This window comes from Bradyrhizobium sp. Bra78, from assembly GCF_024519855.1.
Lineage (GTDB): Bacteria > Pseudomonadota > Alphaproteobacteria > Rhizobiales > Xanthobacteraceae > Bradyrhizobium > Bradyrhizobium japonicum_G.
Genome location: NZ_JALJRE010000003.1, coordinates 202,728 through 219,767, shown reverse-complemented (window position 1 = coordinate 219,767; position 17,040 = coordinate 202,728). Strand labels below are relative to the sequence as shown.

The 17,040-nt window shown below is 65.1% G+C and carries 16 protein-coding genes; 9 read left to right on the top strand and 7 right to left on the bottom strand.

The window, feature by feature from the left end:
• Positions 1–23 precede the first annotated feature (23 nt).
• The 9 genes from OC450_RS08490 to OC450_RS08450 all read left to right on the top strand — a co-directional run bounded on the left by OC450_RS08490 (position 24) and on the right by OC450_RS08450 (position 9,807).
• Positions 24–1,055, top strand: a complete 1,032-nt coding sequence (locus tag OC450_RS08490; protein WP_256806261.1) for an ABC transporter permease — start codon at positions 24–26, stop codon at positions 1,053–1,055.
• Positions 1,052–1,900, top strand: coding sequence for an ABC transporter permease (locus tag OC450_RS08485; protein WP_256806260.1), 849 nt, complete (start codon positions 1,052–1,054; stop codon positions 1,898–1,900). Before OC450_RS08490 ends, OC450_RS08485 begins: the two co-directional genes overlap by 4 nt.
• A complete protein-coding gene (gene nikE / locus OC450_RS08480) occupies positions 1,897–3,567 on the top strand; it encodes a nickel ABC transporter ATP-binding protein NikE (RefSeq protein WP_211383105.1) in 1,671 nt (556 codons plus the stop codon). Before OC450_RS08485 ends, nikE begins: the two co-directional genes overlap by 4 nt.
• A gap of 140 nt (positions 3,568–3,707) precedes the next feature.
• Entirely contained in the window at positions 3,708–5,309 is a 1,602-nt protein-coding gene (locus OC450_RS08475) for an ABC transporter substrate-binding protein (RefSeq protein WP_256806259.1), read from the top strand.
• Positions 5,310–5,326: 17 nt separating this feature from the next.
• Complete coding sequence (locus tag OC450_RS08470) at positions 5,327–6,268, top strand: ABC transporter permease (protein WP_211383107.1); 942 nt, start codon at positions 5,327–5,329, stop codon at positions 6,266–6,268.
• Complete coding sequence (locus OC450_RS08465; RefSeq protein WP_211383108.1) at positions 6,265–7,188, top strand: ABC transporter permease; 924 nt, start codon at positions 6,265–6,267, stop codon at positions 7,186–7,188. The genes OC450_RS08470 and OC450_RS08465 overlap by 4 nt, the downstream gene beginning before the upstream one ends.
• Before the next feature lie 19 nt (positions 7,189–7,207).
• On the top strand, positions 7,208–8,197 hold the full coding sequence (locus tag OC450_RS08460) for an ABC transporter ATP-binding protein (protein ID WP_211383109.1): 990 nt from the start codon (positions 7,208–7,210) through the stop codon (positions 8,195–8,197).
• The gene (locus OC450_RS08455; RefSeq protein WP_211383110.1) at positions 8,194–9,177 is read left to right on the top strand and encodes an ABC transporter ATP-binding protein; all 984 of its coding nucleotides are present in this window, start codon (positions 8,194–8,196) and stop codon (positions 9,175–9,177) included. Before OC450_RS08460 ends, OC450_RS08455 begins: the two co-directional genes overlap by 4 nt.
• Before the next feature lie 132 nt (positions 9,178–9,309).
• On the top strand, positions 9,310–9,807 hold the full coding sequence (locus OC450_RS08450) for a hypothetical protein (RefSeq protein WP_211383111.1): 498 nt from the start codon (positions 9,310–9,312) through the stop codon (positions 9,805–9,807).
• Between the two features lie 51 nt (positions 9,808–9,858).
• Here the strand turns inward: OC450_RS08450 and OC450_RS08445 are convergent, their stop codons facing one another.
• From OC450_RS08445 to OC450_RS08415, 7 genes are all read right to left on the bottom strand, one after another.
• A complete protein-coding gene (locus OC450_RS08445) occupies positions 9,859–10,146 on the bottom strand; it encodes a YciI family protein (RefSeq protein ID WP_262047661.1) in 288 nt (95 codons plus the stop codon).
• A gap of 75 nt (positions 10,147–10,221) precedes the next feature.
• Positions 10,222–11,208 (bottom strand): sugar ABC transporter substrate-binding protein, encoded by a 987-nt coding sequence (locus OC450_RS08440; protein WP_211383113.1) that lies wholly within the window; start codon positions 11,206–11,208, stop codon positions 10,222–10,224.
• A 42-nt stretch (positions 11,209–11,250) separates the two neighbouring features.
• Positions 11,251–12,228, bottom strand: a complete 978-nt coding sequence (locus tag OC450_RS08435; RefSeq protein WP_211383114.1) for an ABC transporter permease — start codon at positions 12,226–12,228, stop codon at positions 11,251–11,253.
• On the bottom strand, positions 12,225–13,175 hold the full coding sequence (locus OC450_RS08430; protein WP_262047660.1) for an ABC transporter permease: 951 nt from the start codon (positions 13,173–13,175) through the stop codon (positions 12,225–12,227). The genes OC450_RS08435 and OC450_RS08430 overlap by 4 nt, the downstream gene beginning before the upstream one ends.
• Positions 13,168–14,694: a sugar ABC transporter ATP-binding protein gene (locus OC450_RS08425; protein WP_262047659.1), complete on the bottom strand. Its 1,527-nt coding sequence runs from the start codon at positions 14,692–14,694 to the stop codon at positions 13,168–13,170. The genes OC450_RS08430 and OC450_RS08425 overlap by 8 nt, the downstream gene beginning before the upstream one ends.
• Positions 14,691–16,085 carry an FAD-linked oxidase C-terminal domain-containing protein gene (locus OC450_RS08420; RefSeq protein WP_211383117.1) on the bottom strand — a complete coding sequence of 465 codons (1,395 nt, stop codon included), beginning with the start codon at positions 16,083–16,085 and terminating at the stop codon, positions 14,691–14,693. Before OC450_RS08420 ends, OC450_RS08425 begins: the two co-directional genes overlap by 4 nt.
• A gap of 57 nt (positions 16,086–16,142) precedes the next feature.
• Entirely contained in the window at positions 16,143–17,027 is an 885-nt protein-coding gene (locus OC450_RS08415; protein WP_211383118.1) for an intradiol ring-cleavage dioxygenase, read from the bottom strand.
• Between the last annotated feature and the right edge of the window lie 13 nt (positions 17,028–17,040).

Sequence of the window (17,040 nt, the reverse complement as noted above, 5' to 3'; positions counted from 1 at the left end):
GCAAAAAGGGACGCTGAAAGGTCATGACCGGTCTTGGCGCAACGATGGTGCGGGCGGGCAGGCGGCTTCTGTCGTCGCTGCCGGCGCTGTTCGGAGTGCTGGTCTTCACCTTTCTGTTGATGCGTGTCCTGCCCGGGGACCCCGCGGTGTTCTTCGCCTCGGGGCCCAACGCCGGCAAGGAAGAGATCGAGCAGATCCGCAAGCAGATGGGGCTCGACAAGTCGGTTCCGGAGCAGCTCGTGTTCTATCTCTCCGATATCGGCCACGGCAATCTCGGTCGCTCCATGATGACGGGGCAGCCGGTGCTGAAGGATCTGCGCGAGCGGCTGCCGGCCTCGCTCGAACTTACCTTCACAGCGCTCCTGATCGCGCTGATCGCAGCGGTGCCCCTCGGCGTGGTCGCGGCGCTGAAGCCGGGGTCGCCGGTCGATCACGGCGTGCGGCTGTTCTGCGCGCTCGGCGTCTGCGTACCGACCTTCGTCTCGGGTCTGCTGCTGATCTATGTCTTCTACTATCTGCTAGGGCTTGCGCCAGATCCGACCGGGCGGATCGACGTCTTCACCTCGCTGCCGCCGCAGCGCACCGGCTTCCTGTCGGTCGATTTCCTGCTTGCCGGAGATGTCGAGGGCTGGTGGGCGGCCTGCAAGCAGTTGATCCTGCCGGCGGTTAGCATGGCGCTGTTCGTGATCGCGCCGCTGGCGCGGATCACGCGCGCCTCGATGCTGGTCTCGCTGGGCAGCGATTTCGTCCGCACCGCGCGCTCGGTCGGATTGTCCTGGCGCAAGGTCGTCATCACCTATGCGCTGAGAAACGCCATCCTTCCCGTCATCACCATCGCCGGCATTGTGTTTTCGACCATGCTTGGCGCCAATGTGCTGGTGGAGAAGGTGTTCTCCTGGCCGGGCGTTGCCTCCTACGCGCTCGATGCGCTGCTCTCCTCCGACTATGCGCCGGTGCAGGGGTTTGTGTTGCTGATGGCCAGCCTGTTCGTGCTGGTCAATCTCGTGGTCGATATCTGCTACGGCATCGCCGATCCCAGGGTGTCGATTGGATGACCAGCGCAACGCTTCGCCATTCGGTCTGGATTCTGCGCGGCAACCCGCTCACCGCGGTCGCGGCGACCGGTGTTCTGCTGTTCGTCCTGGTTGCGATTTTCGGCCCCTGGATCGTGCCTTATGATCCTGTGGTCTCCAATGTTTCGGAAGCGCTGCAACCGCCGAGCGCGGCGCATCTCGCCGGCACCGATCAGCTCGGTCGCGACGTGTTCAGCCGCCTCGTCATTGCGGCGCGCCTCGATCTTGCCATCGCGGTCTCCGCGGTCGGCATCTCCTTCCTGATCGGAGCTGTCGTCGGTTCGTTCTGCGGCTATGCCGGCGGCAGGCTCGACCGCGCGGTCGGCCGCTTCGTGGACGTGATGATGGCTTTTCCGCTGTTCGTGCTGGCGATGGCGATGGTCGCCGCGCTGGGCAACCGGATCGAGAACATCGTGATCGCGACCGCGATCATCAATCTGCCTTTCTACATCCGCTTCGCGAGGGCGGAGGTCAACGTCCGGCGCAATGTCGGCTGGGTGGAGGCGGCGCGCGCCTGCGGCGAGAGTCATTTCTCGGTGGTGCTGCGCTTCCTGCTGCCGAACATCCTGCCGGCGATGGCCGTGCAGATCTCGCTCAACCTCGGCTGGGCCATCCTCAATGCCGCGGGCCTGTCGTTCATCGGCCTCGGCGTCAAGCCGCCGACGCCGGAATGGGGCATCATGGTCGCGGAAGGCGCGCGCTTCATCTCGACCGGACGGTGGTGGCTGGTGGCCTTTCCGGGCCTCGCGCTGATGATGGCCGTGCTGTGCTTCAATCTCCTCGGTGACGGTATGCGGGACATTCTCGACCCGCGGATGCGCACATGAGCGAAGAGCTGCTCAGGATCGAAGATCTCCACGTTTCGTTCTCGACGCGGCGCGGCATGGTCGAGGCCGTGCGCGGCGTGACGCTCGACGTCGAAGCCGGCGAGATGCTCGGCCTCGTCGGCGAGAGTGGATCGGGCAAGTCGGTGACCGGTTTTGCGACGACGCGGCTGCTCGATACGGCCGGCCGCGTCACCGCAGGCAAGATCCTGTTTCGCGGCCAGGACGTCACAAAACTCAGGGGCGACGACCTCCGGCATCTCCAGGGCGCTGCGATGTCGATGATCTTTCAGAACCCGCGAGCGGCGCTCAATCCGATCCGCGCGATCGGCTCGCAGATCGCGGACGCGATCCTGACCCACAAGCGGATATCGAAGGGCGCCGCCCGCGCCGAGGCGCTGGATTTGCTGCGCGCGGTTCAGATCCGCGAACCCGAGGCGCGGATGAACGCTTATCCGCACGAGCTTTCCGGGGGCATGTGCCAGCGCGTCATGATCGCGATCGCGATCTCCTGCAATCCCGCGCTCTTGATCGCCGACGAGCCGACCACCGGCCTCGATGTCACGACTCAGAAGGTGGTGATGGATCTGCTGGCGGACATCGCCGCCGCGCGCGGCATGGCGACGATCCTGATCACGCACGATCTCGGGCTCGCTGCGCGCTATTGCCGCCGTATCGCCGTGATGGAGCGGGGACGCATCGTCGAGGAGGCGAATCCTAAAACGCTCTTCTCCACGCCGCAGCACGCCTATACGAAGCGCCTCGTAGCTGCATCGCCGACCGCGACGTCCCGGATCGAGGATCTCGTGACGGAGGAGGAGCGGGAGCGCCAGGCGACTTTTGTCAGCAAGCCAAGACCCGAACTCGCGCATGGTACGCCGCCGCTCCTGGAAGTGCGCAAGCTTGCAAAGCGGTTCGACCAGGGCGCTGCGGCGGTCGCGGACTTCTCGATGACGATGGCTGGCGGCGAGAGCGTCGGTCTCGTCGGCGAATCCGGCTCCGGCAAGAGCACGACATCGCGGATGATCTGCCGGCTGATCGACCCGAGCGAAGGCGAGATCGTGTTCGACGGACAGTCGATCGGACATGTGGCGTCGCGTGACTTCCATCGCTCGCGTTTCCGCAAAGACATCCAGATGGTGTTCCAGGACCCGAACGAAAGTCTCAATCCGCGCTTCACGGCGTTCGATTGCATCGCCCATCCCCTGACGCGGCTCGATGGCATGCGTGGGGGCGATGCACTGCGCAAGCGAGTGGAGGAATGCGCGGAACGGGTGGGTTTGCCGCTGGATCTCTTGCCGCGCTTTCCACACCAGCTTTCCGGCGGGCAGAAGGCCCGCGTCGGCATCGCCCGGGCGATCGCCTGCAGGCCGCGGCTGCTGGTGCTGGACGAGCCGACTGCGGCGCTCGACGTCTCCGTGCAGGCGGTGGTGTTGCAACTGCTTGACCGGCTGCGGCGCGAGAACGACATCGCGCTGCTGTTCGTCAGCCACGATCTCAACGTGGTGCGCATGCTCTGCGACCGCACCATCGTGCTGCGCAATGGCGGCATCGTGGAGCAGGGGGAGAGCCGGGCGCTGTTCGATAATCCGAAGACCGACTACACCCGCAAGCTGGTCGAGGCGATCCCGCATATCGAGACCGGGCCGTTGCTGGCGGCCGCGCTTTGAGGTCTGGACCGGCCAAACTGATGACGAGATTCCACTGGCGAAGGCCCGTCAGTGGCACACCATTTGCACGCCAATGAGCTCTGGTTTCACCTGCTCTTGGCCAATGATGGCCGGCATAACGGCACTATTGGGAGGATTTCATGGATCGCAGGACCGTATTGAAGGGACTGGCCGGCGCGGGCAGTCTGGCGTTGACCGGCATCTCGGCCCCGGCGATCGCACAAGGCGCCGCCGCGCGCACGCTGCGCTTCGTTCCGCAAGCAAACCTTGCAAATTTTGACCCGATCTGGGGTACGCAATATGTCGTGCGCAATGCTGCGGCGCTGGTCTGGGACACGCTTTACGGCATCGATTCTTCGCTCCAGCCGCAGCGCCAGATGGTCGAGTCCGAGCAAGTCAGTGACGACGGCACCATCTGGACGTTCAAGCTGCGGCCGGGCCTCAAATTCCATGACGGCGAGCCGGTGCTGAGCAAGGACGTCGTCGCAAGCCTTGCGCGCTGGGCGGTGCGCGATCCGATGGGCCTGATGATCACGGCGCTCCAGCAGGAGCTCACCGCCGTCGACGACCGCACCTTCAAATGGGTGCTGAAGCAACCTTTTCCGAAAATGCTTTACGCACTCGGCAAGAACAACTCGCCGTGTGCGTTCATCATGCCCGAGCGCATTGCGCAGACGGACCCTTTCAAGCAGATCGGCGATTATGTCGGCTCCGGCCCGATGAAGTTCGCCAAGGCCGAGTGGGTTCCGGGCGCGAAAGCCGTGTTCGAGAAATTCGCCGACTACGCACCGCGGCAGGAGAAGTCGTCATGGCTCGCCGGCGGCAAGCAGATGCTGGTCGATCGCATCGAATGGATCGTGATGCCGGATGCGGCCACTGCGGCTGCGGCGTTGCAAAACGGCGAGATCGACTGGTGGGAGAACCCGATCGCAGACCTCGTCCCGGTCCTGAAGAAGAACAAGAACATCAGCGTCGACATTGGCGATCCCCTCGGCAATATCGGCTCGTTCCGCATGAACTTCCTGTATCCGCCCTTCAATGACGTGCGGGCGCGTCGTGCGGTGCTGATGGCGATGAGCCAGGAAGACTATATGCGCGCAATCGTCGGCGACGATAACTCGCTCTGGAAGCCGCTGCCCGGTTTCTTCACGCCGGACACGCCGCTCTATTCCGAGGCGGGCGGCGAGATACTGAAGGGCAAGCGCGATCTCGACGCGGCCAAGAAGCTGCTCGCCGAGAGCGGTTATTCCGGCCAGCCCGTGACGTGCCTCGTGGCGCAGGACCAGCCGATCACGAAGGCGATGGGCGATGTGACCGCGGACCTGCTGAAGAAGCTCGGCATGAATGTCGACTTCGTCGCGACCGATTGGGGCACGGTCGGCTCGCGCCGTGCGCTGAAGACCCCTCCGGGGCAGGGCGGCTGGAACATGTTCCACACCTGGCACGCGGGCGCGGACTGCACCAACCCCGCGCCCTACACCGCCATTCGCGCCAATGGCGACAAGGCGTGGTTCGGCTGGCCTACCAGCCCGGCCACGGAAAAGGAGGTCACGTCGTGGTTCGAGGCCAAGAGCCTCGACGAGGAAAAGGCCGCCATCGGTCGCCTCAACAAGGCGGCGATGGACGACGTCGTCTATGCGCCGACCGGCTTCTTCCTGAGCTACACGGCGTGGCGCAAGAACGTCTCCGGCATCGCCAAGGGGCCGTTGCCGTTCTTCTGGGGCGTGTCGAAATCCGCATGATGGTGCACTGAAGCCAGATGCTCTCCTACATCCTCCGTCGCATCGTCGCGACCTTGCCGGTGATGGCAATCGTCGCGCTGTTCGTGTTCAGCCTGCTTTACATCGCGCCGGGTGATCCGGCCGTGGTGATCGCGGGCGACCAGGCGAGCCCGGAGGATGTGGAGCGCATCCGCCAGAGCCTCGGCCTCGACCGGCCGTTCCTGATCCAGTTCGGAAGCTGGGTCTGGCGCATCCTGCACGGCGATCTCGGCACCTCGATCTTCACCAATCTGCCGGTCTCGACGATGATCGGGCAGCGTCTCGGACCGACGCTGTCGCTCATGGTCGTCACCCTGCTGCTCACGATCGTGATCGCGGTGCCGCTTGGGGTGCTGGCGGCGTGGAAAGCCGGGAGCCTGATCGACCGCGTCATCATGGGCTTCGCGGTGTTCGGCTTCTCGCTGCCCGTCTTCGTGGTCGGCTACATGCTCGCCTACGTCTTCGCGCTCCAGCTGGAATGGCTTCCGGTGCAGGGCTATACGCCGCTTGCGGCAGGCTTCTGGCCTTGGCTGGAGAATTTGATCCTGCCGGCTGTCGCGCTCGGCTGCGTCTATATTGCGCTGATCGCGCGCATCACCCGCGCCACCATGCTCGAAGTGCTGCAGCAGGATTATATCCGCACTGCGCGCGCCAAGGGCCTCGGGCAGGGCGGCATCCTGTTCATCCACGCGCTCAAGAACGCGGCGGTGCCGATTGTCACGGTGATTGGGATCGGCATCGCGCTTCTGATCGGCGGCGCGGTCGTCACGGAGAGCGTGTTCGCGATCCCTGGCCTCGGCCGGCTCACGATCGATGCGATCCTGCGCCGCGACTATCCCGTGATCCAGGGCATCGTGCTGCTGTTCAGCTTCGTCTACGTCCTCGTCAATCTGATGATCGACGTCACCTATACGATCGTTGACCCGAGGATCCGCTATTGACCGACACGACTTTCAATCCACAAGCGCTGCCGGCCGGCCTCGTCCTCGCGCCGCAACTGCCCGAAATCCTGCGGCCGGTCAAAATCCGGCGCGGCTTCATCGGGCTCTTGCGCGGCCATCCGACCGTTGCGATCGGCGGCGCGCTGCTGCTGACGCTGGTCCTGATCGCGATCTTCGCGCCAATTCTCGGAACGGTCGATCCGACCGCGCTCGCGCCCGCCAAACGCACCCGTGCGCCCAATGCCGATTTCTGGTTCGGCAGCGATGTGCTCGGCCGCGACATCTATTCGCGCGTGCTGTTCGGCGCGCGGGTGTCGCTCACGGTCGGGCTGTCAGTCGCGATATGTGCGTCCGCGGTGGGTCTTGCCATCGGCATCGTCTCCGGCTTCATCCGCTGGGCCGACGGCATCCTGATGCGCTTCATGGACGGCCTGATGTCGATCCCGCCGATCCTGCTGGCGATCGCGCTGATGGCGCTGACGCGCGGCAGCGTCGGCAACGTCATCCTGGCCATCACGATCGCCGAGATCCCGCGCGTCTCGCGCCTTGTCCGCAGCGTGGTCCTGTCGCTGCGCGAGCAGCCCTACGTGGATGCGGCGGTGGCGTGCGGCACGCGGACGCCGATGATCATCGTGCGCCACATCCTGCCCAACACGCTGGCGCCGATGCTGGTGCAGGCGACCTACATCTGCGCCAGCGCCATGATCACGGAGGCGATCCTGTCCTTCATCGGCGCGGGCACGCCGCCCACCATTCCGTCCTGGGGCAACATCATGGCCGAAGGCCGCGCGCTGTGGCAGGTCAAGCCCTACATCGTGTTTTTTCCGGCGGCGTTTCTCTCCGTCACCGTGCTTGCCGTGAACCTGCTTGGCGACGGCCTTCGCGATGCGCTCGATCCGCGCATGGCCAAGAGCCTCTGATGCACCGAGGCTGAACGCGATGGCTTTGCTAGAAGTCGAGGACCTCCAGACCCACTTCCGGACGCCGAGCGGCATCAACCGCGCGGTCGACGGTGTGTCCTTCCATGTCAACGAGGGTGAGACGCTCGCCATCGTCGGCGAGTCCGGCTGCGGCAAGTCGGTGACCTCGATGTCGCTGATGCGGCTGATTCCGGAGCCGCCCGGCAGGATCGCCGGCACCATCCGCTTCGCGGGCAGGGATCTTCTGCAGCTTTCCGACCGCGAGATGCGCGCCATCCGCGGCAACGACATCTCGATGATCTTTCAGGAGCCGATGACGAGCCTGAACCCGGTGTTGACCGTCGGCCGCCAGATCCGCGAGACGCTCATGATCCATCAGGGCCTCGACAAGGCGGCGGCCGAGGCGCACGCGATCGAGATGCTGACCCTCGTCGGCATTCCCGAACCGGCGCGGCGCGTGCGCGAATATCCGCACCAGCTCTCGGGCGGCATGCGCCAGCGCGTGATGATCGCGATCGCGCTCGCCTGCAATCCGAAGCTCTTGATCGCGGACGAGCCGACCACCGCGCTCGACGTGACCATCCAGGCGCAGATCCTGAAACTGATGCTGGACCTGAAGCACCGCGTCGGTGCGGCAATTATCCTGATCACTCACGATCTCGGCGTCGTCGCCGAGATCGCCGAGCGCGTCATGGTGATGTATGCCGGCCGCAAGGTCGAGGAGGCGCCGGTCGCCGAGCTGTTCCGCTCGCCGCGCCATCCCTATACGCAAGGCCTGCTCGGCGCGGTACCGCGGCTCGGCTCGTCGCTGACCGGCACCGCGCGACGGCTGGCCGAGATTCCCGGCCAGGTGCCTGACCTCCGCAAGCCCATCATCGGCTGCGTCTTTGCCGGCCGCTGTGCGCTTGCGACCGATCTCTGTCGCCAGTATGCGCCCGGGCTCGAGGAAAAGGGGCCGCGCCACGTCGCCGCCTGCCACTACGCTGCCAAGGGAGCCGTTGCGGCATGAGTCCCCCGCTGCTCCAGGTTAACGACCTCAAGAAGCACTTTCCGGTCAAGACCGGGCTGTTCGGGCGCAAGTCCGAATGGGTCTATGCGGTCGACGGCGTCTCGTTCGAGGTCGCGCGCGGCGAGACGCTGTCGCTGGTCGGCGAATCCGGCTGCGGCAAGTCGACGGTCGGCCGTGCCATCCTGCGGCTGTTCGACATCACCGCGGGCCAGGTCATTCTCGACGGCCAGCGTATCGACGACGCACATCCGAGCACGATGCGCCAGATGCGCCGCCGCGTGCAGGTGGTGTTCCAGGATCCGTTCTCGAGCCTCAATCCGCGGATGCGCGTGCGCGACATCCTGGCCGAGCCGATCCGCAATTTCGGCCTCGCCAAATCCGCAAGCGATCTCGAAACGCGCGTGACGGCGCTGATGGACACGGTGCGCCTGCCGCGCGAGGCGCTGAACCGCAGGCCGCACGAATTCTCCGGCGGCCAGCGCCAGCGCATCGGCATTGCGCGCGCACTCGCGGCCGAGCCCGAGCTGATCGTCTGCGACGAGGCGGTCTCGGCGCTCGACGTTTCGGTCAAGGCGCAGATCGTCAATCTGCTCCAGGATCTCCAGAACGAGTTCGGCCTGGCGCTGTTGTTCATCAGCCACGACCTCGCGATCGTCGAGCACATGACCCACCGCGTGGCGGTGATGTATCTTGGCAAGATCGTCGAAGTGGCGCCGCGCCGCGAGATATTTGCCGCGCCGAAGCATCCCTACACGAAGGCGCTGCTCTCGGCCGTGCCACTGCCCGAGCCGGGGGCTCAGCGCAATCCCATCATCCTCAAGGGCGACGTGCCGAGCCCGATCAACCCTCCGCGCGGATGCCGCTTCCACACCCGGTGTCCGCTGGTCTTCGACCGCTGCCGGACCGAGGAGCCGGTGCTTCGCGCAGCCGGAAGCGAGCAGTGGGTGGCGTGCCATCTCGACGCATTGCCGCAGGGTTAGACTGTCATCGCGAGCGGGTCCGGGCCGCGTGGTTCAGTCATGTTCCGCAACATATCTCAACATCTTCGCCAAATTTTGATCGGTTGATCGCGGCTAGGGTCGGTTCAAACCCAACGAATCGGAGCCGCCGCGGTGTCTTTGAAATCATCCCTTAAGCGAGGGAGTGCCGGCCTCGCCTGCCTCGCGCTGGTGGCCCTGAACGCGTCCTATGCGGAAGCGACCCTGGACGGTTTGGCCGGCACTTGGTCAGGGACGGGTTCGATGAAGCCTGCCGATGGTCCCCGCGAGAAGGTGCGCTGCAGGGTCGCCTACAACGTCACGAGGCTGGGCCGATCGCTCACTCTGGATTTGCGATGCGCGAGCGATGCCTACAAAATGGTCTTGTCCGCCAACATGGAGCAGAACGGCAAGGAGTTTTCGGGGAATTGGTTCGAGAGCGAATACCGCCAGGGTGGCAAGATCTACGGAACGAGTTCGGAGGACGGATTGATAGAGGCAAGAATTGAAGGCAACACCGTTGCGGCGTTGGTGACGATCCGGACCGCGGGCAATCACCAGTCGTTCGTCATGGATGCGCCTGGTGCCTGGGTCTCGCAGGTCGCCATAGAGCTGAACAAAGATCCGAAGTAACGGCCGCGCGAACGCCCTTGCCGGGTGCCAGGCGATGGCCCGTCGCAACTTTCAACCTTGTCGGCGCAGGAAGCCCGTGATCGTGACCTTGTCCCAGATGCCGGCCTCGGCAAAGGGATCGGCGTGGTTGAAGGCTTCGACTTCGCTGCGGCCGGGCGCCTCGATCAGGAACAGGCTGCCGATCATGGTCTGGCCATCATCGGAGACGAGCGGCCCCGACATCACGATCTTGACGCCGAAGCGCGAGGTGTCGCTCAGAAAGGCCTTGTGCGCGTCGTAATTGGCCAGCCGGGTCGGCAGTGCGCCGGCGCGGTCGAGGGCGTGAATAGCGAACAGCATGGTGTCTCCTTTTATGTCTCGTTTTCTTGGGACGGCCGCAAAGGCGGCCGTCCGTGCTTGTCTTGATCGGCTGGCCTATTTGGCGCCGAGCTTGCTGGCGTCCTCGAAGGTCGGGCAGGTCCGCTGCTCCAGCGGCACGTCGAACGGCTGGTAATTGTCCTTGGTGATGACGGTCGGCTTTAGCACGATCTCATTGATAACCGGCTGGTTGCGCAAGCTGCGGATCGCCATCATGGTGCCGAGGCATCCTTGAAAAAATCCGTTGTAGTCGCCGCTCGCCAGCAGCTTGCCGGACTTGATGGCATCGATCGCCTCCTTGGTGCCGTTGATGCCGATCACCTGGGCCTTGCGGTTGGCACCGTCGAGCGCCTCGATCGCGCCGACCGCCATGGCGTCGTTGGCGGCGAGCACGCCGTCGATCTGCGAGTTCGACTGCATCAAATTCTCCATCACCTGGAGCGCCTGCAGCCGCTGGTAGTTGCCGGGCTGCGAGGCCAGCAGCTTGGCACCCGCGTTTTCCTTCAGCGCGTCGTTGAAGCCGCGGACGCGGTCGACGTTGGTCAACGAGCCCTTGACGCCCTCGATGATGACGATGTTGCCTTTGCCGCCGAGCGTCTTGAGCAGGAAACGCGCAGTCTCCAGCCCAAGGCTGTAATCGTCGGCGCCGACGAAGGAGAGGAACTTGCCGCCCGCGGAGCGGTCGGTGATGTTGACGACCGGGATCTTTGCCTCGTTGATCTTCTCGACGCCCGGCACCATCGCCTTGTAGTCGACCGGCGTGAAGACGATCGCGCTCGGCTTCTTAACCACGACGTCCTCGATCTGGCTGAGCTGCTCGGGGATGGAGTCCGGCTTGGTCGGGATGTACTGGAGCGTCTTCGCGTTCAGCGCCTTCGCCATGCTGTCGGCGCCAACCCGCACCGTCTGGAAGAACGGGTTTGTCTGGTTCTTGGTGAAGACGGCGATCGTCTCGCCGTCGGCGCGCGCCTGCGTCGTGAACGCGGCCGCCATCAGCAGCGGCAACGCCAAATAGGACGTCAAGTAGCCCAGTTTCTGTTTCATGTTGTCTCCATCCCTCGTTTTGCTTGTTGGTAGTCCAGGAACTCATTGCGCGCGGCGGCGGGTCTTCATGTCGAGCCAGACCGCGAGAATGACGATGATGCCGGTGACCAGCGGCTGCCAGTTGGCGCTGACCGACAAGAGATTCATGCCGTTCAGCACCAGCGTCAGGATCAGCGCGCCGATGAAGGTGCCGAACACGGTGCCGACGCCGCCGAACAGCGAGGTGCCGCCGATCAGCACGGCCGCGATCGCGGGCAGCGTCAGGCTTTCGCCGATGTCGGCCTCGGCCGAATTGAGCCGCGACAGGAAGATGATCGAGGCGAGCCCCGCCATGGTGCCGGAGACGGCGTAGACCAGCAGCAGGCGGCGTGCGACGGGAATGCCGGACAGCCGGGCCGCGACCGGGTTGGCACCGATCGCATAGATCTCCTGGCCCCAGATCGTGCGCTGCGCAAACAGCGTCCCGATCCCGAGGAACACCAGCAGCAGATAGACCGGGATCGGCAGGCCGAACAGATAGCCGCTGCCGATCTGGCGGAAGCCCGCCGGAAAGCCGTGCAGGGTCTCGCCCGCCATGTACCAATAGGTCAGGCCGTTCAGCACCCAGAGCATGCCGTAGGTGGCGATGAAGGAGGGGATGCGCAGGGCAGTGACCATGACCCCGTTGAGAAGCCCGACGATGCCGCCGCAGGCGATTCCGGTCAGGATGCCGAGCGCCGGCGAGCCTGTCTTGTGGATCACGGTCCCGGCGATACAGGCGGACAGCGCGACGTTGGCGCCGACGGAGAGGTCGAGGCCGGCGGTGAGCACCACCAGCGTGAGACCGGAGGCGATGAAGAAGGTCAGGCTGGCCTGCCGGAGCACATTGAGGATGTTGCCGAGGCTCAGGAAGGAATCGCTGAGCACCGCGAGCACCGCACAGATCAGCAGCGCCGCGAGCAGGCGATAGAATACCTGGACCGCATCCTGCGACAGCAAGGAACGGGACGGCACGATGGCCTCCTTGGTGATGTCGGTCATGCGCGGCTCCTGAGACCATCGAGGAACAGCGCGACGATGACGAGGACACCGACGCTCGCGACCTGCACCGAGGATGGCATCGAGATCAGGTTCAGCCCGTTGCGCAGCACACCGACCGCGATCACGCCAAGCAACGTGCCGAGCAGCCAGCCATTGCCGCGCTCGAAGGAGGTGCCGCCGACCGCGACGGCCGCAATCGCATCGAATTCGAGGCCGAGGCCGGCGGTGGGGTGGCCGGAATTCATCCGCGCGGTCATCAGCAGGCCCGCGATGCCGGCCATGGCGCCGCCGATCGCATAGACCGCGATCAGAAGCCGGTTCGGCGAGAGGCCGGCATAGCGCAGCGCCTCACGGTTGCCGCCGAGCGCGAAGATGTAGGTGCCGAAGCGGGTGTGATAGAGCAAGCCGTGAAACGCGGCGTAAGTCACCAGCGCCATCACGATCGGCACGGGGATGCCCAGTAGCGTCGCCGAGTAGATGTCGCGCACGCTGTGGGGGATGCCGACCACGCTCTGGCCGTCGCTGACGATCAGCGACAGGCCTTGCGCCATGCCGAGCGTGCCGAGCGTCGCGACGAAAGGCGGGATGCCGAGGATCGCGACCAGCCAGCCGTTGACGGTGCCGAAGGCGGCTCCCACGAGCAGGCCGGCACCGAGGCCGAGCAGCATCGATTGGGTCGCGAGCGAGACGATGGCGACGCAGAGCGAGGTCAGCGTCAGCACCGCGCCCATCGACAGGTCCAGCCCCTCGGTCATGATGATCAGGGTTATCGGCAGCGCCAGCATGGTCAGGATGGTCGACTGCACCAGCACGTTGGAAAGGTTGGCGACCGACAGGAAGCCGGGCGCGATCGCGCTGAACAGCGCGATCAGCAGCACCAGCACGATGGCAACGCCGGGAATGCGTTGCAGCGGATGGGGCTCGGAAACGACCGCGGCCTCACGCATGATGCATCCCCAGTCGCACGATGTTCTCCTCGGTCAGTTCGTTGCGCGTCAAATGCCCGGCGATGCGGCCCTCGCGCATCACATAGGCGCGATCGCAGACATGGCAGATCTCGACCTGCTCGGACGAGATCATCAGCGCAGCGGCGCCTTCCGCGACCAGCCGGTCGATCAGCGCAAAGATCTCGGATTTGGCTCCGACGTCGATTCCCCGCGTCGGCTCGTCGAAGATGAAGAGTTTTGAACCGGCCGCCAGCCATTTTCCGATCACGACCTTCTGCTGGTTGCCGCCTGAAAGCAGGCCGACGGTCTGCCGCGCGCTTGGCGTCGCGATCCTCAACTGCCGGATCAGGTCGTCGGAGGTGCGCTGTGCGCTGCGCTGGTTGAACAGGCCGCTCGGGAACAGCTTGCGCAGCGCCGACACCACCAGATTGTCGCTCACCGACCGCAGCAGCGCGAGACCCTCGCTCTTGCGGCTCTCCGGGATCAGCGCGATGCCGCGGCGGGCGGCGAGATCAGGCTCGCCGGAAATGCTCTTGCCGTCGAACACGATCTCACCTGACGTCACGGGATCGGCGCCGAAGATCGCGCGCGCGACTTCGCTGCGGCCGGAACCGACCAGACCGCAGAGGCCCACGATCTCGCCCCGCCGGACCTCGATGTTGATGTCCGAAATCCCTGTCGAGGCGGTCAGTCCCCTGACCTCCAGCAGCAGCTCGCCGGGCTTGTCGGCAAAGTTGCGCGGGTAGGTCATGTCGACGTTGCGGCCGACCATCATGCGGACGAGCTGGTCCGGCGTTACGTCTTCGGGCCGGACGCCGTCGATGCGGCGGCCGTCGCGCAGCACGGTGATGCGGTCGCCGAGCGCGAACACTTCGGCCATGCGGTGGGAGATGTAGACGATGGAGACGCCATCGGCCTTCAGCCGCGCGATCAGCGCGAACAGAAGCTCCGTTTCGCGGTCGGACAGCGCCGCCGTCGGCTCGTCCATCACGAGGATGCGGGCGTTCTGGCTGATCGCTTTCGCGATCTCGACCATCTGCTGCTGCGCCACGCCCAATTTGTCGACGATGGTGGAGGGATCGATGTCGAAGCCGATCGTGCCGAGCACGCGCCTCGCGTCGGCCAGAATCCTGCGGCGGTCGATGGTGCAGGGGATACGGCCCTTCGGCTCGCGGCCGAGGAAGATGTTCTGGGCGATATCGAGATGGGGGACGAGCGAGAACTCCTGGAAGATCACCGCGATGCCGAGCTTCTGCGCATCGGCGGTCGAGGAGATCGCGACCTTCTCGCCCTTGTAATAGAACTCGCCGGCGTCGGCGCGGTAGGCGCCGCACAGCACCTTCATCAGGCTCGACTTGCCGGCGCCGTTCTCCCCGAGCAGCATGTGGACTTCGCCGGGGAAGACGGCAAAGGACACGTCATCCAGCGCCTTGACGCCGGGAAACTCCTTGCTGATGCCGCGCAGCTCCAGCAGCGGCGTGGGCGAGACAGGCTCGATGGCCAATGCGGCGGTGCTCATGCGCGCGCTCCGCTTGCAAAGATCTTTCCGGGGTTCATCAGTCCATCAGGGTCGAGCGCGGTCTTGATCTGTCGCATCACGTCGACGGCTTCGCCGAGCTCGTCGGTGAGATAGTCGATCTTGCCGAGGCCGATACCGTGCTCGCCGGTGCAGGTGCCGTCCATGGCGATGGCGCGGGCGACCATGCGGGCCTGGAGCGCCTTGGCGCCTTCGGCCTCTTCGGGCTTCGCGGGGTCGATCAGGATCAGCATGTGGAAATTGCCGTCGCCGACATGGCCGACGATCGGCGCAATAAAGCCGTGCTCATCCGCATCGCGCCGGGTCTCGGTCAGGCATTCCGCCAGCCGCGAGATCGGCACGCAGACATCGGTGATCACGGCGCGCGCGCCGGGCCGCAGGCCCAGGCCCGCATAAAGCGTGTTGTCGCGCGCGTGCCAGAGCCGGCTGCGGTCTTCCGCCGCCTTGGCCCAGGCAAAGCCATGGCCGCCATGATCGGCGGCGATGGCTTGCGCGGCCTCGGCCTGCTCGGCGACGGAGGTCTCGGAGCCATGGAATTCGAAGAACAGGGTGGGAGCCTCGCGATAGCCGAGCTTTGCGTAGGCGTTGATGCCGCGCATCATGACGTCGTCGAGCAGCTCGATGCGCGCGACGGGGATCGCGGACTGGATCACGGAGATCGCCGTGTCGACGGCATTGTGCAGCGTGTCGAAGCTGCAGACCGCTGCCGAGATCGCCTGTGGCACCGGGTGCACCTTCAACGTGATCTCTGTGATGATCCCGAGCGTGCCTTCGGCCCCGACGAACATGCGCGTCAAATCGTAACCGGCGGCCGATTTGCGCGCGCGCCTGGCGGTTCGGATGACCCGGCCGTCGGCGAGCACCACCTCGAGCGCCATGACGTTGTCCTTCATGGTGCCGTAGCGCACTGCCATGGTGCCGGACGCGCGCGTCGACGTCATGCCGCCGATGGAGGCGTCCGCGCCGGGATCGATCGGAAAGAAAAGTCCGGTCCCTCGAAGCTCGGCATTGAGCTGCTTTCGCGTGATGCCGGGCTGCACCACGACATCCATGTCGCTGTCGTGCACGGTCAGAACCCTGTTCATGCGCGAGAAGTCGAAGCACACGCCGCCCGCGACGGAAGCGGCATTGCCTTCCAGCGAGGTGCCGGCGCCGAACGGCACGATTGGCATATTCGCGGCCGCGCACAGCTTGACGATCTCCGCGACCTCCTGGGTGGTCTCGGGGAAAACGACGATGTCGGGGGGCAGGTTGCGATAATGCGACTCGCTCTGCCCATGCTGGTCGAGCACGGCGCGAGCGACGCTCGCGCGCGGACCGATCATCCCCGACAGGCGATCGGCCAATATGCCCGTGCTGACACGCGGCCCCATCCTCACTCCCCGTCTGCTCCCTGTTGCCGGACTCTTGTCGGTCCGTCGCCGTCCAGTCTAGGCGGCTCTTGCGTTGCTCGCGACCTGCTTCAGGCCGAAATCGTAATTGAGGTGAAAATAGTCGCCGTCCACCATGCGACCATCCGGCGCACGCCCCGCCGGATGACGGGTGAACTCGCGGATCAGGCTGTCCTTGACGCCGAACACGACGTCAGAGTCGAGATATTTGTCGCCGGCGACGAACACGTGGGTCACGAGCTGCTCGAAGCCGGGCGCCGAGATCATGAAGTGCACATGCGCCGGACGCCAGGGATGGCGGCCCTGCACCTCGAGCATCTCGCCGACCGGGCCGTCATGCGGGATCGGATAGGCGGCCGGCTTGATCGACCAGAAATGGAAGCGGCCGTTGGCGTCGGTGTGGAAGCGCGCGCGCATCGCGAGATTTCCGATCTCGTCGAGCTGCTGCACGTCGTAATAGCCGTCATCGTCGGAGTGCCAGACGTCCACGATGGCGCCCGCAAGCGGACGTCCGTCGACGGTCGAGACCGAGCCGGTGACCAGCATCGGGTCGCCTTCCATCGGGCCGGAGATATCGGCGCCGCTGTCCTTCTCCGGCGCTGCCTGGACGAAGAACGGTCCCAGCACCGTGGTCTCGGTCGCGCCTTCCGGCACCGGATGGTTGATCGCGTCGACCAGCATGGAGACGCCGAGCGTATCCGACAGCAGGATAAACTCCTGGCGCTTGTCGTCGCACATGTGCCCGGTGCGGGTCAGGAAGTCGATACCGTATTCCCATTCCTTCTGGGTCGGCCGCACCTCGCGGACGAAGGCATGAAGGTGGCGCACCAGAGCTTCGCTGACCTGCTTGATACGCGGATCGGTCGCGCCCGCGATCCGCTCAATCACCGCCTCGGTGATCGTGGTTTCGTTGAAGTTACGCATGTTTGCCTCCGTA

Bases quoted from the DNA above. Each gene is read 5' to 3' on its own strand.
- OC450_RS08440 (WP_211383113.1), bottom strand. From the start codon at position 11,208: ATGAAACAGAAACTGGGCTACTTGACGTCCTATTTGGCGTTGCCGCTG.
- OC450_RS08455 (WP_211383110.1), top strand. From the start codon at position 8,194: ATGAGTCCCCCGCTGCTCCAGGTTAACGACCTCAAGAAGCACTTTCCG.
- OC450_RS08425 (WP_262047659.1), bottom strand. From the start codon at position 14,694: ATGAGCACCGCCGCATTGGCCATCGAGCCTGTCTCGCCCACGCCGCTG.
- OC450_RS08430 (WP_262047660.1), bottom strand. From the start codon at position 13,175: ATGCGTGAGGCCGCGGTCGTTTCCGAGCCCCATCCGCTGCAACGCATT.
- OC450_RS08485 (WP_256806260.1), top strand. From the start codon at position 1,052: ATGACCAGCGCAACGCTTCGCCATTCGGTCTGGATTCTGCGCGGCAAC.
- OC450_RS08470 (WP_211383107.1), top strand. From the start codon at position 5,327: ATGCTCTCCTACATCCTCCGTCGCATCGTCGCGACCTTGCCGGTGATG.
- OC450_RS08460 (WP_211383109.1), top strand. From the start codon at position 7,208: ATGGCTTTGCTAGAAGTCGAGGACCTCCAGACCCACTTCCGGACGCCG.
- OC450_RS08415 (WP_211383118.1), bottom strand. From the start codon at position 17,027: ATGCGTAACTTCAACGAAACCACGATCACCGAGGCGGTGATTGAGCGG.
- OC450_RS08445 (WP_262047661.1), bottom strand. From the start codon at position 10,146: ATGCTGTTCGCTATTCACGCCCTCGACCGCGCCGGCGCACTGCCGACC.
- OC450_RS08490 (WP_256806261.1), top strand. From the start codon at position 24: ATGACCGGTCTTGGCGCAACGATGGTGCGGGCGGGCAGGCGGCTTCTG.
- OC450_RS08475 (WP_256806259.1), top strand. From the start codon at position 3,708: ATGGATCGCAGGACCGTATTGAAGGGACTGGCCGGCGCGGGCAGTCTG.
- OC450_RS08420 (WP_211383117.1), bottom strand. From the start codon at position 16,085: ATGGGGCCGCGTGTCAGCACGGGCATATTGGCCGATCGCCTGTCGGGG.
- nikE (WP_211383105.1), top strand. From the start codon at position 1,897: ATGAGCGAAGAGCTGCTCAGGATCGAAGATCTCCACGTTTCGTTCTCG.
- OC450_RS08435 (WP_211383114.1), bottom strand. From the start codon at position 12,228: ATGACCGACATCACCAAGGAGGCCATCGTGCCGTCCCGTTCCTTGCTG.